Consider the following 19,115-nt stretch of genomic DNA (forward strand, 5'->3'; position numbering starts at 1 on the left):
GCACCTTCGAGGGATCGACCTGACCGCGCCGTTGCGGCCGGGCGAGGAGAGGGACGTGGGACTGGTGAGGGTCTCTCCCCTTCATTATGGACGCCCCGGACAACCGGCACTGCCGAATCCACCTCGAAGGCGACTTCCGCCCCGGCCTCTCCACAACCCCCGTCCCGCCGCTGTCCCGCCGCCGTCCCGTCCCCGCCTCAGCCCCGCCTCAGCCCCGCAGATCCACCAGCAGCGGCGGCACCTGTTCCCCCGACACCGCCGTCAACGACACCACCGCGTGCCCCGCCGGCAACGCGTGCGCCAGATCCGACGGCGACCACCGCAACCGCTCCACATCCCGGGTCGTCACCGACTCGGTCTGCGCCGTCGTACCCGACAGCGCCTTCCGCCCGAGCCGGCCGGCCCGCCTTATCACCCCGCCGGAGGTGTCGGGGGTGTGGGTCACCGCGGTCTCCTGCACCAGGTGCGTCCCCCAGGCCTCCGAGAACAGCCGCCCGTCCCAGGGCGCGATCCCCGGGAAGGCCATCCGGCAGCCGACCGCGCCGAACAGTGGCGCCCGCAGCGCCTCCGGCAGGTCCACCAGCGTCCGCAGCAGCAGCACCGCGCCCGCGTTCGCGCCGCGCATCCGCTGCAGGCCGCGCACGGAACCGGCGTCCAGGGCGGCGGAGGCGTCGTCCACCACCAGCCCGGCGAACAGCGAGCGGTCCTCGCGGGCGCCCGCCGCCTGCACGAACTGACCCACCACCAGCCGGGACAGCATCCGGGCGGCCTCCGGGTGGCTGCGCTCGGGCAGCTTCACCCGCACCCGCAGCGGGTGGTCCAGCACCCGCATCGCGAACGGGGGGCGGCCGGTCCCATCGGTCGCGAAGGCGCCCTCGAAGGCGGGCCGGTCCAGCAGCGCCAGCCGGTCCGCCAGCAGGGCTCCGGGATCGTCCGCCCGGCCTCGCTGGCGCTCCCGGTGCTCCAGGTCCCGCTCGTACACGGCCAGCCGACCCGCCGCGCCGAGTCCCTTCACCAGCGCCGCCAGCGCGTCCGGCTCACCGCCCAGCACCGCCCGCAGCTCGCGCACCCCCGGGTAACGGCCGTACGCGGCGTGGAAGGGGCCGACCACCTGCTGCAGCGCCGTCCGGGCGTTCTCGGCGCGGGCGGTCAGCTCGTCCGGCAGCAGCGCCTCGGCCAGCCGGGCGGCGGCCTCGTCCGGGTCCTGCGCCGCGCCGTACAGGTCCAGCCCGTACACCGAGGCCGGGTCGCCGGGGGCGATCACCACGTCGTACCAGGCGTCCGGGCCGAGGTCGACGTCCGCCGCCCCCACCACCACCGCGCACGCGGTGCCGGCCAGCGCCTGCAGGCACAGCGCCTCGGCCACCGGCCGGGCCAGCCGCGCGGTCTTCCCCGTCCCGGCCGGACCGACCGCCAGCAGCGAGGTGCCCAGCACCGCCGGGTCCAGCGCGAAGCCGGCCGCCCGGTGGCTCAGCGGGTTCTTCGGCACGTCCTGGGCGACACCCAGGCAGACCTGACCGAGCAACAGATCGTGCCGCCGCGCCCGGCCGGGCAGCTCGCGCGTCTCGGAGGGGTGAGCGAAGGCCGCGGCGCCGCGGGCGGCCACCTGCTCGCTGAACGCGGGCACGAACACCGGATCCGCCTGCGCGGACTCCCAGGCGCGGTGGATCCGCACGAAGTCGACGTCGCCCACCGCCTCGGCGTCCAGCCGCGCCGCCGCCTCGGCCGCCCCGCCCCGGCGCAGCCCGTCCCACGGGTCCTGCCCACGGGCGGCCTCCGCCGCTACGCCGTCCTCCTCGGCGGGCTCCTCCCGCGTCACCGTCCGGGACAGCAGCGGGGCGGCGTAGCGGCGCCACACCTCGGGCCAGCGGCCCATCCGGCCGAAGACCTTGATGACCACGCCGATCACCAGGGCGTTCGCCACCAGGAGGGTGAACATGGCCTCGGACTCGGATGGCGAGGCAAGCGGACCGATGCCCGTCTGCCCACCGAACCACACCAGCACGTACATGAGGAGTTGCGTGCCGTAGAGATACGCGAACCACCCCACCACCACGTTGAGCGCGGCCCGCAGCAGCAGCGGCCAGGTCGGGACCTTGGCGGCCTCGGCGCGTTCCGGGTCGATGCGGCGGTAGCCGAGCCGGTAGACGCCGGGTTCGGCTTCGGGGCGCGGGGCGGTGGCCCAGTCGGCGAGGTCGAAGGCGGGCCCGCCGGGCCGTTGGTGGGGCAGGGCGGTCGGGGGTCTGGTGGTGGTGCGCTCGCCGTTGTGGTGTGCCCCGTGCTGTGCCATGTACGGCCCCGCTCCCTCGCCCGCCCGGCCCGACCGCCGTCGGTGCCGCCATACCCATGCCGCCGTACCGGCGACACGCCCGCGCTCAGGGTAGTGGAGCGGGACCTGCGGGTAGTCGCGTCACCCGCGCTGGCCGTGCCGGACAAGTCGGATGGCGCAGTGCTACCGAGTGGCGCATGCCCGGTCGGGGAGGGCGGCCGTAGCCTGCGAAGCACCGAGCCGAGAAGTCTGGAGATACCCCATGAGCGCCGTAACGCCGCTCCCGCAGGAGCGCCGCCTGGTCACCGCGATCCCGGGCCCGAAGTCGCAGGAGCTGCAGGCCCGCAAGCTGGGTGCGGTGGCGGCCGGCGTCGGCACCACCCTGCCGGTGTACGTCACCCGTGCCAACGGCGGCGTGCTGGAGGACGTGGACGGCAACTCGCTGATCGACTTCGGCTCCGGCATCGCCGTGACCAACGTCGGCAACAGCGCCGAGGCCGTGGTGGCCAAGGCGAGCGAGCAGCTGGCCGCCTTCACCCACACCTGCTTCATGGTGACCCCGTACGAGGGTTACGTGGCCGTCGCCGAGCAGCTGAACGAGCTGACCCCGGGTGACCACGAGAAGCGCACGGCGCTGTTCAACTCGGGCGCCGAGGCGGTCGAGAACGCGGTGAAGATCGCCCGCGCCTACACCAAGCGCACCGCCGTCGTGGTGTTCGACCACGGCTACCACGGCCGCACCAACCTGACCATGGGCCTGACGGCGAAGAACATGCCGTACAAGCAGGGCTTCGGTCCGTTCGCCCCGGAGATCTACCGGGTGCCGGTGGCCTACCCGTACCGCTGGCTGACCGGCGCGGAGAACTGCGCCGCCGAGGCCGCCGCGCAGGCGATCGACATCATCAACAAGCAGATCGGCGCCGAGAACGTCGCGGCGATCATCATCGAGCCGATCCAGGGCGAGGGCGGCTTCATCGAGCCGGCCAAGGGCTTCCTGCCGGCCATCGTGGAGTACGCGAAGGCGAACGGCATCGTGTTCGTCGCCGACGAGATCCAGACCGGCTTCTGCCGCACCGGCCAGTGGTTCGCGTGTGACGACGAGGGCATCGTCCCGGACCTGATCACCACCGCCAAGGGCATCGCCGGCGGTCTGCCGCTGGCCGCGGTGACCGGCCGCGCCGAGATCATGGACGCCGCGCACGCGGGCGGCCTGGGCGGCACCTACGGCGGCAACCCGGTGGCCTGCGCCGCCGCGCTGGGCGCCATCGAGACCATGAAGGAGCAGGACCTCGTCGGCAAGGCGCAGCGGATCGGCGAGGTCATGCTGGGCCGCCTGCGCTCGATGCAGGAGAAGTTCGACATCATCGGGGACGTCCGCGGCCGCGGCGCGATGATCGCCGTCGAGCTGGTGAAGCCGGGCGGCAAGGAGCCGAACGCGGAGGCCACCGCGGCCATCGCCAAGGCCTGCCACGCCGAGGGCCTGGTCGTGCTGACCGCCGGCACCTACGGCAACGTGCTGCGTTTCCTGCCGCCGCTGGTCATGCCGGAGCACCTGCTGACCGAGGGTCTGGACATCATCGAGGGCGCGTTCGCGCTCCAGGGTGTCACCGCCGCCTGATCCAGGCGCCACCTGCCCGCCGGAGGGATGTCCGGACAGCGCTGAACGGCCCGTGGGGACCTCTGGTCCGCACGGGCCGTTCGGTTCGTACGGGCCCGGTGCGGCGGTCGGGCATGATCGACGGGACGGTCCGGAGGTTGCCCGGGGCGGGGTGAAGATGATGTGCGGAATCGCTGAAGGCGCTCGGCGCGGAAGGGCGGTTGACGTAGTGTCATCGCAGATGGACAGCGAGCCTCAGCCATTGGCGGAGCCGCCCGCGGAGCCACCCCCAGGGGCGGGTCCGCGCGGGCGCCGCGAGGACAACCAGGCCGCCCCGCGAGGGTCGGCGCATACCGAAGGCCGATCGACCGACCGTCCGACCCACACCCCCCGGGGCGCACGGAACGGCGATCATCAGAGCCGCCCCGGAGCTCTCCCCCCTGCTCCGGGGCGGCTGTCCGCTGCCCTGGGCCGGGCCGCCCGTTCGATGGCGGTGCCGGTGGTGGCGGCGGTCGTGCTGCTGGTGGTGTCCTGGCAGGTGGCGGCGGACGGGCCGCTGCTCGGGTTGGACCGCTCGGTCCGCCGGGCGGTGCGGGCGGCCCACCCGAACGCCCTGCTCGACCCCCTCGGCCACCTGCTGTCGGACCTGGGCAGCGCCGTGCCCGCCGTCCCGGTGCTGCTGGCGGCCGGGGCACTGGCCGCCTGGTGGTGGCGCCGGGCGGGGGCGGTGCGCTGGTGGCTGCCGCTGCCGGTGGCGGTGCTGACCTCGGGGCTGATCCCGCTGCTGGTGGTCCCGGCGAAGGCGGCCTTCGCCCGGCCGGGCCCGCTCGGGGACGCGCTGACGCCGGGGCAGTGGGGCTGGTACCCGTCCGGGCACACCGCCACCGCGACGTTCTCGTACGGGGTGGCGGCGCTGCTGCTGGCCCGGGCGGCGGGGCCGCGGACGGCCCGGGGGCTGACGGCGGGTGCGGTGCTGCTCGCGCTCGGCGTGGGCGCGGGGCTGGTGTGGAGCGACTTCCACTGGACGCTGGACGTGGTGGCCAGCTGGTGCCTGGCGGCCCTGGTGCTGTGGGCGCTCGACCGGTGGCTGCCCCGGCCGGGTGCCCGAAGGCCTCAGGCCTCGGGCTCCTCATTGCGGTGAACGAGGCCGGCCTCGCCGTTGTCGCGGTGCCACTCGACGACGAGTTCGTCGCGGGCGCCGAAGCGGACGAGGTGGCGGCCGACCACGTCCTCCAGACCGGGCAGGTTCTCGCGCTCGCCCTCGACGGTCAGCAGCAGGGCGTCCGGTTGGGCCTCCAGGGTGGCGGTGCCGGCGGCGAAGACCAGGGTGCCGCGACCGGTCTCCGGGGAGAAGGACGTCTCGATCTTGCGGCTCATGTGGGCGGCGAGCTGCTTGGCGTAGCGGGCGGGGCGGTCGGTGGCGACGCGCGCGGTGGAAACGGGCATGGGCCCTCCAGGGTCGGGGAGGGAACTTAGGGTCCCCTCACTGGGGCCTACGCTAGCCCAGATACTGAGCTAAGCTCAACATATTTCCCCGACCGGCCGATACCCTTGGCCGGACGCCAGCCGAGGAGACCGCCGATGACCACCACGCCGACCGACGACCCGGCGGACCCCTCCCCCACCCCCCGGCCCGGCTCCCCGGTCGGCGCGGCCGAACTGGCGGACGCGATGACCAGGGCAATCAAGCGGATCCGCCGCCAGACCGGCTGGCGGCTGGAGCCCTACGGCATCACCCCCGGCCAGGCCCGGGCGCTGCGCACCCTCGCCCACGCGCCCGGCTGCGAGACGCCGGACCACGCGATGCGGCTGAGCGACCTCGCCGACAAGCTGCACATCGCCCCGCGCTCGGCCACCACCGTGGTCGACGCCCTGGAGGAGGCCGGACTGGTCGAGCGCAGCCCCGACCCGGCCGACCGGCGGGCCGTGCGGCTGCTGCTGACCGGGGCCGGCCGGGCGGCGGTGGAGCGGATCGGGCAGGTCCGGGACGAGGTGGCGCAGGAGTACTTCGGCGAGGTCAGCCCCGAGGACGAGGAGGTGCTGCTGCAAGTGCTGCGCTCCGCCGAGGCCCGCTTCCTCGCAGCCGGGCCGCCACGGCGCTCGGCAGCCCCGGGCGCAGCGCGGTGATCCCGATCCCGGCGATCACCAGCAGCGCGGCCGCGCCGGCCGGCGGGCTGACCCGTTCGCCCAGCAGCAGCCAGGCCGAGGACATCCCGAACACCGGTACCAGCAGCGAGTAGGGCGCGACGGCGGTCGCGTCGTAGCTGCGCAGCAGGTAGCTCCAGGCGACGAAGCCGAACAGGGTGGAGACCAGCCCGACGTAGCCGATCGCGCCGAGCCCGCCGAGGGTGATCCCGCGCAACGCGCGCAGGTCCGCGTCCGGCCCCTCGACCAGTAGGGACAGGCCCAGCAGCGGCAGCGGCGGGACGGCGCTGACCCAGACCATCCAGCGCAGCGCGTCCGGCGGTGCCGCCTTGCGGGTCAGCACGTTGGACAGGCCCCAGGCGACGGCGGCCAGCACCACCAGGGCGAAGGCCTCGAGCGGGCCGCCGAGGCCCTGGTCGAACGCGCTCAGGGCGATGCCCGCGAAGGCGATCCCCAGGCCGAGCAGCCGCTGCCCGCCCGGGCGCTCGCCCAGCAGGGCGGCGGCGAACAGGGCGGTGAAGCCCGCCTGGCCCTGGAGCACCAGGGAGGAGAGGCCGGCCGGCATTCCGGCGTGCATGCCGAGGAAGAGCAACCCGAACTTGACCACCCCGAGGACCAGGCCGACCGCCAGCACCCAGCGCCAGGCCACCTTGGGCGGGCCGATGAAGAAGACCGCGGGCACGGCGACCACGGCGAACCGCAGGGCGCAGAAGAGCAGCGGCGGGAAGCTGTCCAGGCCGACGTGGATGAGGACGAAGTTGAGGCCCCACACGGCGGCCACCAGGACGGCCAGGCCGATGTGGCGAGGACTCATGCTGCTCTTGCCGCCCGGGGCGGCGGGTGTTGCGGTCATGGATGGAGCATGGCGGCGGAATACCGTGTAGCACCAGCAATGAATGCTGAAGAAAACACTTTAGGATCGCTGCATGATGGATCTGGGGCGTCTGCGGGCGCTGCACGCGGTGGCGGTGCACGGTTCGGTCGGCGGGGCGGCGGCCGCGCTCGGGTTCACGCCTTCGGCGGTCTCGCAGCAGATCGCCAAACTGGAGCGGGAGACCCGGACGGTGCTGCTGGAGAAGCAGGGCCGGGGCGTGGTGCTGACCGACGCGGCGCACGAGCTGGCGACCACCGCGCAGGCCGTGCTGAGGCTGGTCGAGCAGGCCGAGGTGCGGTTGGAGGAGCAGCGCGGCCAGGCGGTCGGGCGGCTGCTGGTCGCCGCCTTCCCGTCCGGCGCGCGCGGACTGATGCCCGGGGCGTTGGCCGCACTGCGGCAGCGCTGCCCGGAGCTGGACGTACGGCTGCTGGAGAGCGATCCGTACCCGGCGGCGGAGCTGGTGGCCCGGGGCGAGGTGGATCTGGCGCTGGTGCAGGACTGGCCGACCGTGCCGCTGCCGGTGCAGGAGGGACTGGCCCGGCTGGACCTCGGGACGGACCCGGTGGACCTGCTGCTGCCGGACGGGGACGAGCTGGCGGCGCTGGACGCGGTGCCGGTGGAGCGGCTGTGCGGGCAGCGCTGGATCAGCATGCCGCCGGGCAACATCTGCCACGACTGGCTGGTCCGCACCCTGCGTGAGGCCGGTGAGGAGCCGGACGTGCGCTACCAGGTCGGCGAGTTCGAGACCCAGATCGCGCTGGTCGCGGCCGGTCTGGGGATGGGCCTGGTGCCCCGGCTCGGCCGGGGCCCGCTGCCGGCCGGGGTGGTGGCCCGCCCGGTGGCCTCGCAGCCGAGCCGACGGGTGTTCGCGCTCTGGCGGACCCAGGCCTCCCGGCGGCCGGCGATCACCGAGGCGCTGGCGGCGATGCGGGAGTGCTGGAACCGCCTTCCGGGTTAGCCGGCGTATCCGGGATCGGTCGGCGAAGCCGGGGGTCAGCTGGCCAAGCCGATGACCAGCCACATGAAGCCGACCCCGGCGACGGTGCACAGCAGGGTGCTGCGCGAGGGGTGCGGGCTGTGCGCCTCCGGAAGGATGTCGGAGGTCGCCAGGTAGAGCAGGAAGCCGGAGAAGAAGCCCAGGTAGAGGCCGAGCAGGTGCTCCGGGATGGTGAAGGCCAGGGTGATCGCCGCGCCGGAGACCGGGGCCAACGCGTCGGCCGCGAGCAGGGTCAGCGCCCGGCGCCGGTTGTTCCCGTACAGCCGGGTGATCGTGTAGGTGTTGAAGCCGTCGGCGAAGTCGTGCGCGACCACCGCGATGGCCACCACCGTGCCGACCGTGGTGCCGGCCTGGAAGGCGGCGCCGATCGCGAAGCCGTCCATCACGCTGTGCCCGACCAGGGCCAGCGCGGCGGTCAGCCCGATGCCCTGGGCCCCGGCGTGGTGGGCGTGGCCGTGGTGGTGGCCGTGGGTGTGCTCGGCGTACTCGCCCTCGTGACCGCGGTGGATGGCGACCGCGCGCTCGACCACGTGGATGGTGAGGAAGCCCACCGCGAACATCAGCAGCGCCTGCGGCACGCCGTGCACTTCTCCGGGCGCCTGGTGGATGGCCTCGGGCAGCAGGTCGAAGGCGACCACGCCGAGCATCAGGCCGGCCGCGAAGCCGAGCACCAGATGACGGCGGTCGCCGGTGCGCTGGGCGACGAAGCCGCCGATCAGCGTCATCAGGAACGCCCCGGCGGCGACCAGGACGGCGGTCATCGGGTCGCCTCCCGCACCTGGCCCGCCGGATGGCCGGTGTCGACGTGTGCTCTGCCGAGCGCTGTGCCCATTCCTCTCCCCCTGGGGTCCGCCCGTGGCCGGGCCGACCGCCGACCGTACCGGACGACCGTTCGACGGTGATCGCCCGGGGGGTGCCGGGGCCGATGGGATCCGGTCCTCAGCCTCGGTCCGGGCCCGGCGGGGCGCCCGCCTGGTGACCCGTCGGGGTGAACTCCGAGGTCGGACAGGGCGGGTCTTCCGGGCCGGGGCGTCTGTTCGGGACCGTCTGGTCCGTCGGGCCCGTCAGAGGTCGTCGGACCGTCAGAGGCCGGCGGCGAGCGGCAGGCCGAGGTGGGTGCGGGCGAGTTCGCGGACGCCGTCGCCGTCGATCAGGTGGATGTGCCGGTGGCTCTCCTCGGCGGTGAGGTCCAGGGCGTCGTCGGCGAAACGGCCGGTGGTCAGCCGCAGGCCGCGTTCCGCGGACTCCTCGGTGACGGCCTCGGCCAGGGTCTCGATCTGCTCGGCGGTGACCGGTGCGGCGCCCCTCGAGGCCCAGACCACCCAGCGGCCGGGCAGCGAGCTGCCGGGGGCACCCTCGCCCGTGGCGACCAGCCCGGCCGGGCCGCGCAGCCGGACGCTCCACTCGGCGAGACCGCCCCGGATGAGCAGGTCGCGCACCAGCTGGGCGAACTCGTTGGCGGACAGGTCGAGCGCGGCCGGGACGGCGGCCCCGGCCTGGGCGGCCGGCTCGACGACGGCGCGGGCGTACGGGTCCGGGGTGACGGCGGCGTCCAGCTGGCGCAGCCGGACCAGGGCCTCGTCCTGCTCGGCGTCGGCGTAGACGCCCTCGTCGTCGCGCTCCTCGTACGGTGTCTCCGGCGGCAGCAGCCGGGTGCGGGCCAGCGCGTCGCGGTCGGCGTCCACGCTGAGCAGGCAGAGCGGCTCGGCCGCACCGGGCTCGCGCAGCCAGCCGTTGAGGACGACACCGGCGAGTATCTCGTCGGTGTCGACGGCGTCGGCGGCCTGCAGGGCGCGCAGCGCGAGCCGGGCGACCAGCCGCAGGTAGTCGGTGGCCCGGTCCGCGGGCGGACGCGGCACCGGGACGATGTCTCCGTCGGGGGCCAGCCGGTAACCGGTGAGCGAGGGCACCAGGTCGAGCGGGGGCAGGTCGAGGTCCAGCACGGCGGTGCGGGTGAGCGGGCGGAACACCGCCCGGCAGGGGGCGGGGAGGTCCTGGGTGGCGGTCTCGGCGGCGGCCAGGGCCCGCTCCAGCAGCGACTCCACGGCGGCCGGCTCGGCCAGCCGGTAGGCGCGTCGGCACTCCTCCAGGCTCTCGTTGTACTCGCGCACCGCGCGGGCGCGGGCCTCCTCGGCCGCCTCGTGGGCGCGCCGGGACTCGTCGGCGGCCGGGCTGCCGGCCTCGGCCCGGCGGGTGCGCCACTCGCGCAGGGCGCGCTGGTGGGTGAGCCGGGCCTGGGCCAGTTCGCGCTGGTAGCCGGAGTCGAGCAGGCGGCGGGACGGGCCGCTCTCCGGGTCGGCCGCAGCCGGTTCGGCGGGGGCGAAGTCCTCCCAGCGGGGCTCGGACTGGTCGGCGGCGGCCGGGCCGTCGGCCGGGTAGGGGCGGGGTTCGTAGTGGCGCAGCTGACTCTCGAAGTCCATGGCCGAGACGGGCAGCGCGGCCCGCCGCAGCAGGTCGGTCAGCCGGTCGTGCTCGGCCTGGACGGTGAGTGTGCGGTGGTGGGTCAGGGCGGCGGCCCGGGCGTGCGCGGCGATGCCGTCCCCGGGGTCGGCGGAGCCGGGGTCGGCGGCGCCCGAGGTGGACGAGCCGTCACCCGGATCGCCGATCGGACGGCCGGGCGTCGGGCCGGGGACGGACGGGCCGTCACCCACCGCCGCCTCGCCGGGGCCGCCGGGTACGGCCCGGCCGCCGGCGGGGTCATCCGGTTCCGGCCCCTCGTCGACGCCGAGGTCGCGGAAGACCGAGGCGAGGAAGCCCGGTTGGGGGAACTGGACGGTGGCGGGGCCGTCCGACTGGCCGTCAGCTGAGTACTGCATCGGTCGTCGTTCCCCCATGCTCGTCCGGCACCTGCCCGGGGCGGCCGGCCGGCCCGCGGCCCCGCCCCTGCCGGACATTGTCCACCGAACGGGCTCAGCGGTCAGCCAAGCCGGTCAGTTGGTCCGGGTGTTGGTCAGGTGCAGGCCGATGTAACCGACGTAGATCCGGCCACTGCCGGAACAGTCGTCCAGGTAGTGCAGCCGGGGCGCGGTACGGCCGCCGCCGATCCGCAGGTGCGCACCCATGAACGCGCGCCGGGAGGCGTCCACGTGTTCCGGGACCGGCAGCATCCGCTCGCGTTTCCACTTGGTGTGGCTGAACACCGTCCGGGACTCGCCGCGGACCGCCTTGCGGGGCGGGAAGCGGTGGCAGCCGTCCGGGGTGTGCTCGCACCACTGCTTGAAGTCCCCGCCGGCCGCGCCGCGCACGGCCGCCTCGGCGTACTCCTGCAGGGCCGTCAGACCGTCCCAGGCGAGCCGGGCCCAACCGGCGCCGGCGCACTGGAGTCCGTCCAGGGCGAGCGCGGCCTTCTGGTCGCCGGTGAAGGTGAGCAGCGGGAACTCGCCGAGCCGGGCCAGGAGGTCGGTGAAGGTCTCGGGCTTGCCGACCCACCCGAAGGGCTGGGCGGCGGAGCGCTGGCCGACGGCCGGGCCGGAGCCCGGGATGGTGCAGTGGCGGCCGGCCAGGCCACGGGCGCCGGTGCGCAGGCGGCCCTCGTGGCCGTCCCGGGTCTGGCCGCGGTCGCGGTGTTCCAGGCGCAGAGTGCGCCGGACCCGCTCCAGTTCGTCGGCCCTGGCCTGCTGCTCGGCGCGGTCCTGCTGCTCTTCGCGGGCGAACTCGGCCAGTTCGGCGGCCGTGTCGACGGTCGCGTCGACGCTCGTGACCACGGGATGGTCGGCCGCCGGGCGGAGTTGCGGCGGCGGGACGCGCAGCACCGGAACGGCCGCGAGCGGCGGCGGCAGCGGCTGGTCGGCGGCGAGGCGGCGCGGCTCGCGGGCGAGCAGGCCGGCGGCACGGCGGAGGTCTTGTTCTATTCGGCCCCGGGCGAGCACCGGATGCCGGGCGCCGTCCTGCCGGGAGGCCGGGTCGACCTCGGGCAGGTAGGTGCGCACCGCACCGCCGTACACGGTGTGGTACTCCAGCGCGACGTTGAAGCCGGTACGGGCGCCCGGGTCCAGCACGTAGGCGGTGGCGAGGCCGGGCAGCTGCCGGCAGAGCGGGCGGACCACGTCCTCGACCCAGCGGTCGAGCGGGAGGTTCACCGGGACGCTGGCGACCACGGTGGGCAGTCGGCGCTCCGGGTCGCACAGCTCGTCGATCAGGGCGTCGACCTCGTCGGTCGTGATCACCCGGGGTACGGGGTGGACGGCGGCCGGGCCGTCGCTGGCGTCGAGCAGCGGGAGCAGGGTGCGGGCGAGCTCGGGCACCGGCACCCGGCAGGGGGTGCGCACACCGCTGCCGGTGCTGTGGGTCTCGGCCTCCAGCCGGAACCAGGTGCGGCCCTCGGCGCCGGTGGCCACGGTGAGGGTGAGCTGCCGGGTGCCGTGCGGGGCCGGGGTGCGCAGGCGGCGGCGGTCGTAGCGGCCGGCGCCCGACGGGCCGCGCAGCGGGCCTTGGTCCCGGTCCAGCAGGACGCGGTCGCCCAGACGGAGGCGTTCGGCGGCGAGGGGCGTTCCGCCGGAGGCCGGCCCGGCGGGGGCGCGGTGGGCCGGCGGGGGCTCCTCGCAGCCCTCCTGCTTCAGCCAGGAGGCCAGCTGCGCGTCGGCCAGGGCGACGGCCTCGGCGTGCGGGAGGGTGGTGGTGACGGTCATCCGGTAGGGCGTCGCGGGGCCTCGGGGGCCGGGTAGGTCGGCACCGGCGGGCGACGGCGAGCGGTCTGAGGTCATGCGCATACCTCCGTGGTGCGGGGTGGGGTCTGGTGTCCTCCATCGATGGTTTTCGTCCGGTTCGGCCGGATCCTTGCCCAGGAAACGCCACGGCCCGGAGCGGAAGTTCCAACTCCGGGCCACGACACTACGTTCGGGTGAATCTACTCAAGCGGTCTTCCGCGCGGCGAGGCCGCTCGGCTACGGAAAGCGACCCGGTGGCGGGCGCTCGGGCCTCAGCGGCTCCGGTGCCACCACGGCTCCGGGCGGGCTCCCCGACCGGTGGGTCAGACCGGTACCTCGACATAGGTGCGGCCGGCCGGGACCGCCACCGCGGTACCGCCGGTCGCCTCGGCCAGCCAGGTGTGGAACGCGGCCACCTCCGGCTCCGGCACGCCCACCTCGATCCGCACCCCGGCCGCCTCGTAGACGAGGTCGTTCACCGCGTACCCGGCGGCCCGCAGGTCGTTCTCCACCCGCCCGGCGCGCACGTGGTCCGCCGTCACCGCGAGCAGCGCGACCGGCCGCCGCTCCAGCAGGCCGATCTCGTCGACCGCCGCCGACACCGCGTTCCCGTACGCCCGCACCAGACCACCGGCGCCGAGCTTGATCCCGCCGAAGTACCTGGTCACCACGGCGACGGTGTCGGTCAGGCCGCGCCGGCGCAGCACCTCCAGCATCGGCACCCCGGCCGTGCCGCCGGGCTCGCCGTCGTCGCTGGAGCGCTCGCGGCGCTGCTCGTCGCCGACCACGAAGGCGGTGCAGTTGTGCCGCGCGTCCCAGTACCGCTTGCGGATGCCTGCGATGAAGGCCTGCGCCTCGTCCTCGTCGGCGACCCGGGCGAGGTGGCAGATGAAACGGGACTTCTTGATCTCGGTCTCGTGACTGCCGGCCCGCCGGATGGTGAGGTACGGCCTGGTGGTCGGTTCCGGCGTGGCGGACATGGCGCGGTGGTTCTCCCGGGAACGGCGACGGCTGGCGGCGCGCACCCCGGGTGTCCGGGGCGGCACCGCCAGCCTAGTTGGCGCGCGACCGGGGGGTCGGCGGCCGGGGCGTCGGCGGCCGGAAGGTCAGCGGCCGGCCAGGGCGTCCAGCTGTGCGCGGTCGAGGCCGGTCAGCGCGGCGACCTCGGCCGGGTCGACGGCGCCGCAGTCCAGGCCGCGCAGCAGATAGCCGCTGAGCGCCCGGGCGGTGGCCGGCTCGTCCATCACGTCCCCGCCCGCCTTGGCGACGTACGCGGCCAGCCGGGCGGCAGCGGCCGCCAGGCCCTCGCGGTAGAAGGAGTACACCGCGACGTAGCGGGTCGGCAGGTGCGCCGGGTGCATGTCCCAGCCCTGGTAGTAGGCGCGGGCCAGCGAGCGGCGGACCAGGTCGTGGTGGAGCTTCCAGGCGGCGTGCACCTGCTCGGTGGAGCCGGTGGGGATCACGTTGGTCGAGCCGTCGGAGAGCCGGACCCCGGTGCCGGCCGCGGCCACCTGCATGACCGCCTTCGCATGGTCGGCGACCGGGTGGTCCATGCTCTGGTAGGCCGCGCTGACCCCGCAGGAGGCGCTGTAGTCGAAGGTGCCGTAGTGCAGCCCGGTGGCACGGCCCTCGGCGGCCTCGATCATGAGGGCGACGGTGGCCCGGCCGTCCGGGCCGAGAACGGCCTGGGTGGTCTCGATCTGGATCTCGAAGCCGATCCGGCCGGCCGGCAGCCCGGCGCGGCGCTCGAAGTCCTCCAGCAGCCGGACCAGGGCGGTGACCTGCTCCGCGTAGGTGACCTTGGGCAGAGTCAGCACCAGGCCCTCCGGCAGGCCGCCGTTCGCCAGCAGGGTGGCGAGGAAGAGCTCCAGGGTGCGGATGCCGCGGGCGCGGACGGGCGCCTCCATGCACTTGATCCGGATGCCGACGTACGGCGGCGCGCTGCCCTCGGCCACCGCGGCGGCGACCAGTTCGGCGGCGCGGACGGCGGCGGCGTCCTCCTCGGCGTCCGGGCGCGGGCCGTAGCCGTCCTCGAAGTCGATCCGCAGGTCCTCGATCGGCTCTCGCCGCAGCTTGGAGCCGACCCGGGCGTGCACGTCGGCGAGCAGCCCGTCGTCGGCGACGCCGAGGGCGCGAGCCAGCTCGGCGGGGGTGCCGGCGTGGGTGTCGAAGGCCTCCAGGGCCTGGCGGCCCCACTCCCGCACGGTGTCGGCACCGAAGGCGTCGGCCGGGACGTAGACGGTGTGCACCGGCTGCCGGGTACCGGAGTCGCCCGGGTAGCGGCGCGCCAGATCGGCGTCCACCGGTGCGAGCAGCGCCTCGACGGCGGCGCGGGCGCCGGCGGAGAAGGAGGCCCCGCCCGTCGGCCCGGTTCCGTCGACCTCGACCTGCGACATCCGCACTCCTCCATGCCGAACCAGCACTTCAACAATTTGTTGAGGCGAAGGTAGCTCCGGCGGGGTCGGGCGTCAATGGCGGACCGAGCGGTGGACGGAGGGTGTCGGCGCTGGTTCAGTCCCTCCCGGCGGCGGTGTAGCGGTCGCGAAGCTGTGGGTAGAGCTCGGCCACCTCCTTGGGGTGGACCGAGCCGTCCGGGCCCTTGCCGCTGACGCCGTACTCGGCGGTCAGCCAGGCGGCGAGGCGCTGGGGGTCGGGCTCGTGGCTGTGGTTGTCGATGTACGAGACCAGGGCGTCGTAGGCGATGTCCTGGTCGAGGGCCGTGGGCGCCGGGCGGTGTTCGGGCTGCTCGGCTTGGACGGGCTCCTCGGCCGGAGCGGGCTGCTCAGGCTGGGTCGGCCGTTCGGCCTGGGCCTGCTGGGCGGCCGGGGCCTGCTGCGACCCGCCCGGCTCGGCCTGCGGGACGACCGGGTGCTGGGCCTGCGGCCGAGGCGTCTGGGCAAGGGCCGGCGCGGGCTCCTCGGCAACCGGGCGCGGCGGCTTGAACCACGGCGAGGCCTGGCCGGGCACCCGCCCGCCCGGTGCGGGGTCGGCCGAGTGGCCGGTGGTGCGGACCGGGCGCTCGGTCCAGACGTTCAGCTCCTCGCCACGGGGCTGGAGGGCAGTGTCCGCCGCCTCCTCCGGCTCCTGCGCGGCACGCAGGCGGACGGCGTGCAGCTTCGCCAGCATCGGCGCGGCGACCTCGGCGGACATCGGCGCGGCAGCCGCGGGGGCTGCGGGAGCCTGGGCCTCGGCGGAGGGCTGCGCCTGGGGCTGGTCCTTGTCCTGCGCCTGCGCCTGGGACGGCTCAGGCCGAACTTGCTGGGGGTTCTGGGGCCGCTGGGGCTGGGCCGCGCTCGCAGCGCGGGCGGGGACCGGGCCGCCGGCCGCGGGAACCGCCGGGGCGATGGCCGCGGCGGCGCGGCTCTGCTGGACCTGCAGTTCGAGCTCCTTGGCCTCCTTCTCCGCCTGGACCTCCTTGGCCTCGCGCTCGCGGGCCTCCTCGTCCAGCCGGTCGAGCAGCGACGGGTCCAGCGGGACGCCGAACTTGGCGAGCTTGAGCGGCAGCAGCGCCTGGATCGGCGCCGAGCGGCGCCAGCCACGGCCGTACCGGAAGCGCAGCTGCGCGCGGTAGACCAGGCGGTTCTGCTCGAGCCGGATGACCTCCTCGTAGGAGCGCAGCTCCCAGAGCTTCATCCGCCGCCAGAGCCGGAAGGTCGGCACCGGGGAGAGCACCCAGCGCATCACCCGGACCGACTCCATGTGACGGTCGGCCGTGATCGCCGCGATCCGGCCCACCGCGTGCCGGGAGGCCTCGACCACGACGACGAACAGCACCGGGATGACGGCGTGCATCCCCATGCCGAGCGGGTCGCCCCACGAGGCGGCCGCGTTGAAGGCGATGGTGGCGACGGTCAGCAGCCACGCCGTCTGGCGCAGCATCGGGAAGGGGATCCGCAGCCAGGTCAGCACCAGGTCGAGGGCGAGGAGCACGACGATGCCCGCGTCGACGCCGATCGGGAAGGCGTAGGAGAAGGCACCGAAACCTTTCTCCAAGGCCAGCTCGCGCACCGCGTTGTACGAGCCCGCGAACCCGATGCCCGAAATGATGCAGGCGCCGGCCGCGACCAGGCCGAGCAGGCCGCGGTGGGCCTTGGTGAGCGTTGGGCGTGCCATTACGTCTATCAACCCCTGGATGTCGGCTGCTGCCGTACGCGCTCGGCTGCCGGTTCCCGTCTATCGGGCCGCCGGACGGCTGAGCAACCTCCGGGCTCGGCCCATCGGAGTTTACTCGTACGCGTGTTTCAGCGTTTCCGCAGCCTGGAGTGTCACATCACGCTACGGAGCAACCCTGCCCGCCGAGGCCGGTCGGACCGTCAGCGGTTCTGCCCCGCCGTGCCGTTGAGGTAGGCGAGCACGGCCATCACCCGCCGGTTGGCGTCCTCGTCCGGGGCGAGTCCGAGCTTGCTGAAGATGTTGGCGATGTGCTTGGCCACAGCGCCGTCGCTCACTGAGAGGCGGGCGGCGATCGCCGAATTGGAACAGCCCTCGGCCATCAACTCCAGCACCTCGCGCTCGCGCGGGGACAGCCCGAGCAGCGGGCCGGGTCGGCGCGCTGTGGTCTGCATCAGCTGGGCGATCACGTCCGGGTCCATCGCCGTCCCGCCCGCAGCCACCCGGCGGACCGCGTCGATGAACTGGCCGGCGTTGAACACCCGGTCCTTCAGCAGGTAGCCGATCCCGCCCGTGCCGTCGGCCAGCAACTCCCGCGCGTACAGCTGCTGGACGTGCTGGGACAGCACCAGCACCGGCAGGCCCTGGATCTCCCGGCGTGCCTTGAGCGCCGCCTGCAGCCCCTCATCGGTGAGCGTCGGGGGCAGCCGGACGTCGACCACGGCCACGTCCGGGCGGTGGGTCAGCAGCGCCTCCAGCAGCTCGGGGCCGGTCTCCACGGCGGCCGCGATGGTGAAGCCGTGCGCTTCCAGTAGCCGGATCAGGCCTTCGCGAAGGAGGTAGAGGTCCTCGGCGAGGACAACTCGCACGGCAACTCCAAGGTGATGGTGGTCGGACCGCCCGACGTGCTGTCGATGGCGAGGGCACCGTCGAAGGTACCCAATCGGCGTTCGATCCCGCGCAGGCCCGTACCCCGGGACGGATCTGCCACACCCACGCCGTCGTCCGTCACCGTGACCCGTAGGGAGCCGGCCCGGTACAGGATGTCCACCCACACCTGGTCCGCCCCGGAGTGCTTGGCCGCGTTGGCCAGCAGCTCGCAGATGCTGAAGTACGCGGCGGCCTCCACCGGAGCCGGCAGCCGGTCCGGCAGGCTCACGAACACCTCCGTCGGCAGCGCGCTGTCCAGCGCCAACGCCCGGACGGCGTCGCCCAGTCCACGCTCGGCGAGCACCGGCGGGTGGATACCGCGGACCAGGTCGCGCAGTTCCTGCAGCGCCCGGGCCGAGGACTGTCGGGCCTCGGAGAGCAGTTCCCGCGCGGCGGCCTGGTCGGTGTCCATCAGGTGCTCGATGGTGCCCAGCGTCATCCCGATCGCGACCAGCCTCGCCTGGGCTCCGTCGTGCAGATCGCGCTCGATCCGCCGCAGTTCGGCCGCCTGGTTGCCCACCGCGTCCGCCCGGGTCTCGGTCAACTCGGCCACGCGCCTGGTCAGCTGGGCGTGCGTGGCCCGACCGTCCTGGTCCAGCACCCGGCGGGCCACCTCCGCGTACCCGCGCACCGCGTACGGTGCGACGAGTATCCCGGCGAGCACCATCCCGATCCCGACCCCGATGCTCAGCAGGAACGACATCATGCGCGGGCTCATCGGGCCGAACCCGTCCGCGGGAACCGGCCCCGCCAAGGTGTAGGCGGCACCCAGCACCAGCAGCAGCACCACCGGACCGGCCAAGGCGGCAGCAAGGACGGGGTTCACCACCAGCCAGGCCAACTCGGCGCGGGTGGTGCGGTCCCGCAGGCCCCAGTGGACCAGCTGCGCGCACTTCGCGACCGTCCGCGAGCGGTGGTAGGAGTACCCCGTCCACCAGTGCCCGTGCTCGTCCGACTCCAGTTCCGGCAGCGGCTCGTAGGCCGCCGGAAGACGTATGCCGTACCAGCGCTCCAGGAACCTGCGGGTACGGTCCGCGGTCCTCCGGACGAAGGCGGTGGCCACCACGGAGCCGGCGACCAGCGCGGCCACGAGGGCGATCAGGGGCGCCGGGGAGTAGTCCATGAGCAACTGGGCCGTCACCACCCCGGTGAGGACGGCCGCCACCACCGGCAGCGCGAACCCCGCGGCCGCGGCCAGCGTCACCTGAGCCAGCCTGGCCAGTCCCTGGACGCCGGCCTCGAAGGCCGCCCGAGTCTGCGCACGTACGGACGTGCCGCTCGTGCTAGTCACTGTGGTCACGCAAGCTCCTGATGCCAGTACCGATCGTCCTTCATCAGTGTTCACGAACGACCGGCTCCGGACACTGGCCATGGCACCCCAATTCCGAGGTGGACCTAGGTCCACCTGTCGGCGGTCGGAGCAACACCCGCCGGTTGAGATGGTCCGAAAATGCGAAGAACCCCCATCCGGAATCCGGATGGGGGTTCTTCTGAATGATTGTTCGGCGGCGTCCTACTCTCCCACAGGGTCCCCCCTGCAGTACCAT

15 protein-coding genes are annotated in these 19,115 nt (G+C 74.3%); 4 read left to right on the forward strand and 11 right to left on the reverse strand.

What is annotated here, in order from left to right:
• Positions 1-208 precede the first annotated feature (208 nt).
• A complete protein-coding gene (locus ACFVWU_RS18850) occupies positions 209-2,290 on the reverse strand; it encodes an ATP-binding protein (protein ID WP_387621978.1) in 2,082 nt (693 codons plus the stop codon).
• 241 nt (positions 2,291-2,531) lie between these two features.
• Here ACFVWU_RS18850 and gabT point away from each other — a divergent pair, with 241 nt between their 5' ends.
• Together gabT and ACFVWU_RS18860 are read left to right on the forward strand one after the other, a co-directional pair.
• The gene (gene gabT, locus ACFVWU_RS18855) at positions 2,532-3,887 is read left to right on the forward strand and encodes a 4-aminobutyrate--2-oxoglutarate transaminase (protein WP_387621981.1); all 1,356 of its coding nucleotides are present in this window, start codon (positions 2,532-2,534) and stop codon (positions 3,885-3,887) included.
• A gap of 466 nt (positions 3,888-4,353) precedes the next feature.
• Positions 4,354-5,007 carry a phosphatase PAP2 family protein gene (locus ACFVWU_RS18860; RefSeq protein ID WP_387621983.1) on the forward strand — a complete coding sequence of 218 codons (654 nt, stop codon included), beginning with the start codon at positions 4,354-4,356 and terminating at the stop codon, positions 5,005-5,007.
• On the opposite strand, the gene ACFVWU_RS18865 is transcribed toward ACFVWU_RS18860, so the two are convergent.
• Positions 4,980-5,312, reverse strand: coding sequence for a DUF2218 domain-containing protein (locus tag ACFVWU_RS18865; RefSeq protein WP_387621986.1), 333 nt, complete (start codon positions 5,310-5,312; stop codon positions 4,980-4,982). The two genes, ACFVWU_RS18860 and ACFVWU_RS18865, sit on opposite strands and share 28 nt — an antisense overlap.
• 135 nt (positions 5,313-5,447) lie before the next feature.
• Here ACFVWU_RS18865 and ACFVWU_RS18870 point away from each other — a divergent pair, with 135 nt between their 5' ends.
• On the forward strand, positions 5,448-5,993 hold the full coding sequence (locus ACFVWU_RS18870; protein WP_387621988.1) for a MarR family winged helix-turn-helix transcriptional regulator: 546 nt from the start codon (positions 5,448-5,450) through the stop codon (positions 5,991-5,993).
• On the opposite strand, the gene ACFVWU_RS18875 is transcribed toward ACFVWU_RS18870, so the two are convergent.
• Positions 5,884-6,825 carry an EamA family transporter gene (locus tag ACFVWU_RS18875; RefSeq protein ID WP_387622017.1) on the reverse strand — a complete coding sequence of 314 codons (942 nt, stop codon included), beginning with the start codon at positions 6,823-6,825 and terminating at the stop codon, positions 5,884-5,886. The two genes, ACFVWU_RS18870 and ACFVWU_RS18875, sit on opposite strands and share 110 nt — an antisense overlap.
• Before the next feature lie 112 nt (positions 6,826-6,937).
• Between ACFVWU_RS18875 and ACFVWU_RS18880 the strand changes: the two genes are divergently transcribed.
• Entirely contained in the window at positions 6,938-7,843 is a 906-nt protein-coding gene (locus ACFVWU_RS18880) for a LysR family transcriptional regulator (protein WP_387621991.1), read from the forward strand.
• A gap of 35 nt (positions 7,844-7,878) precedes the next feature.
• Here the strand turns inward: ACFVWU_RS18880 and ACFVWU_RS18885 are convergent, their stop codons facing one another.
• From ACFVWU_RS18885 to ACFVWU_RS18920, 8 genes are all read right to left on the reverse strand, one after another.
• A complete protein-coding gene (locus tag ACFVWU_RS18885; RefSeq protein ID WP_387621995.1) occupies positions 7,879-8,643 on the reverse strand; it encodes a ZIP family metal transporter in 765 nt (254 codons plus the stop codon).
• Positions 8,644-8,964: 321 nt separating this feature from the next.
• Positions 8,965-10,698 carry a restriction endonuclease gene (locus ACFVWU_RS18890; protein WP_387621998.1) on the reverse strand — a complete coding sequence of 578 codons (1,734 nt, stop codon included), beginning with the start codon at positions 10,696-10,698 and terminating at the stop codon, positions 8,965-8,967.
• Between the two features lie 114 nt (positions 10,699-10,812).
• Positions 10,813-12,585: a hypothetical protein gene (locus ACFVWU_RS18895; RefSeq protein WP_387622001.1), complete on the reverse strand. Its 1,773-nt coding sequence runs from the start codon at positions 12,583-12,585 to the stop codon at positions 10,813-10,815.
• 266 nt (positions 12,586-12,851) lie between these two features.
• Positions 12,852-13,508, reverse strand: a complete 657-nt coding sequence (locus ACFVWU_RS18900; protein WP_387622004.1) for a YigZ family protein — start codon at positions 13,506-13,508, stop codon at positions 12,852-12,854.
• Positions 13,509-13,634: 126 nt separating this feature from the next.
• The gene (locus ACFVWU_RS18905; protein ID WP_387622006.1) at positions 13,635-14,924 is read right to left on the reverse strand and encodes a DUF6986 family protein; all 1,290 of its coding nucleotides are present in this window, start codon (positions 14,922-14,924) and stop codon (positions 13,635-13,637) included.
• A 115-nt stretch (positions 14,925-15,039) separates the two neighbouring features.
• Positions 15,040-16,641, reverse strand: coding sequence for a DUF2637 domain-containing protein (locus tag ACFVWU_RS18910; RefSeq protein ID WP_387622009.1), 1,602 nt, complete (start codon positions 16,639-16,641; stop codon positions 15,040-15,042).
• Positions 16,642-16,841: 200 nt separating this feature from the next.
• Positions 16,842-17,507 carry a LuxR C-terminal-related transcriptional regulator gene (locus ACFVWU_RS18915; protein WP_380614901.1) on the reverse strand — a complete coding sequence of 222 codons (666 nt, stop codon included), beginning with the start codon at positions 17,505-17,507 and terminating at the stop codon, positions 16,842-16,844.
• The gene (locus ACFVWU_RS18920) at positions 17,459-18,868 is read right to left on the reverse strand and encodes a sensor histidine kinase (protein ID WP_387622013.1); all 1,410 of its coding nucleotides are present in this window, start codon (positions 18,866-18,868) and stop codon (positions 17,459-17,461) included. The genes ACFVWU_RS18915 and ACFVWU_RS18920 overlap by 49 nt, the downstream gene beginning before the upstream one ends.
• Positions 18,869-19,115 lie beyond the last annotated feature (247 nt).

The organism is Kitasatospora sp. NPDC058190, from assembly GCF_042883685.1.
In the GTDB taxonomy this organism is placed as follows: Bacteria; Actinomycetota; Actinomycetes; order Streptomycetales; family Streptomycetaceae; genus Kitasatospora.

Coding starts and splice junctions, on each gene's coding strand:
- ACFVWU_RS18880 (WP_387621991.1), top strand. CDS start 6,938: ATGATGGATCTGGGGCGTCTGCGGGCGCTGCACGCGGTGGCGGTGCAC.
- ACFVWU_RS18865 (WP_387621986.1), bottom strand. CDS start 5,312: ATGCCCGTTTCCACCGCGCGCGTCGCCACCGACCGCCCCGCCCGCTAC.
- ACFVWU_RS18895 (WP_387622001.1), bottom strand. CDS start 12,585: ATGACCTCAGACCGCTCGCCGTCGCCCGCCGGTGCCGACCTACCCGGC.
- ACFVWU_RS18910 (WP_387622009.1), bottom strand. CDS start 16,641: ATGGCACGCCCAACGCTCACCAAGGCCCACCGCGGCCTGCTCGGCCTG.
- ACFVWU_RS18905 (WP_387622006.1), bottom strand. CDS start 14,924: ATGTCGCAGGTCGAGGTCGACGGAACCGGGCCGACGGGCGGGGCCTCC.
- ACFVWU_RS18890 (WP_387621998.1), bottom strand. CDS start 10,698: ATGCAGTACTCAGCTGACGGCCAGTCGGACGGCCCCGCCACCGTCCAG.
- ACFVWU_RS18875 (WP_387622017.1), bottom strand. CDS start 6,825: ATGAGTCCTCGCCACATCGGCCTGGCCGTCCTGGTGGCCGCCGTGTGG.
- ACFVWU_RS18850 (WP_387621978.1), bottom strand. CDS start 2,290: ATGGCACAGCACGGGGCACACCACAACGGCGAGCGCACCACCACCAGA.
- ACFVWU_RS18885 (WP_387621995.1), bottom strand. CDS start 8,643: ATGACCGCCGTCCTGGTCGCCGCCGGGGCGTTCCTGATGACGCTGATC.
- ACFVWU_RS18900 (WP_387622004.1), bottom strand. CDS start 13,508: ATGTCCGCCACGCCGGAACCGACCACCAGGCCGTACCTCACCATCCGG.
- ACFVWU_RS18860 (WP_387621983.1), top strand. CDS start 4,354: ATGGCGGTGCCGGTGGTGGCGGCGGTCGTGCTGCTGGTGGTGTCCTGG.
- gabT (WP_387621981.1), top strand. CDS start 2,532: ATGAGCGCCGTAACGCCGCTCCCGCAGGAGCGCCGCCTGGTCACCGCG.
- ACFVWU_RS18870 (WP_387621988.1), top strand. CDS start 5,448: ATGACCACCACGCCGACCGACGACCCGGCGGACCCCTCCCCCACCCCC.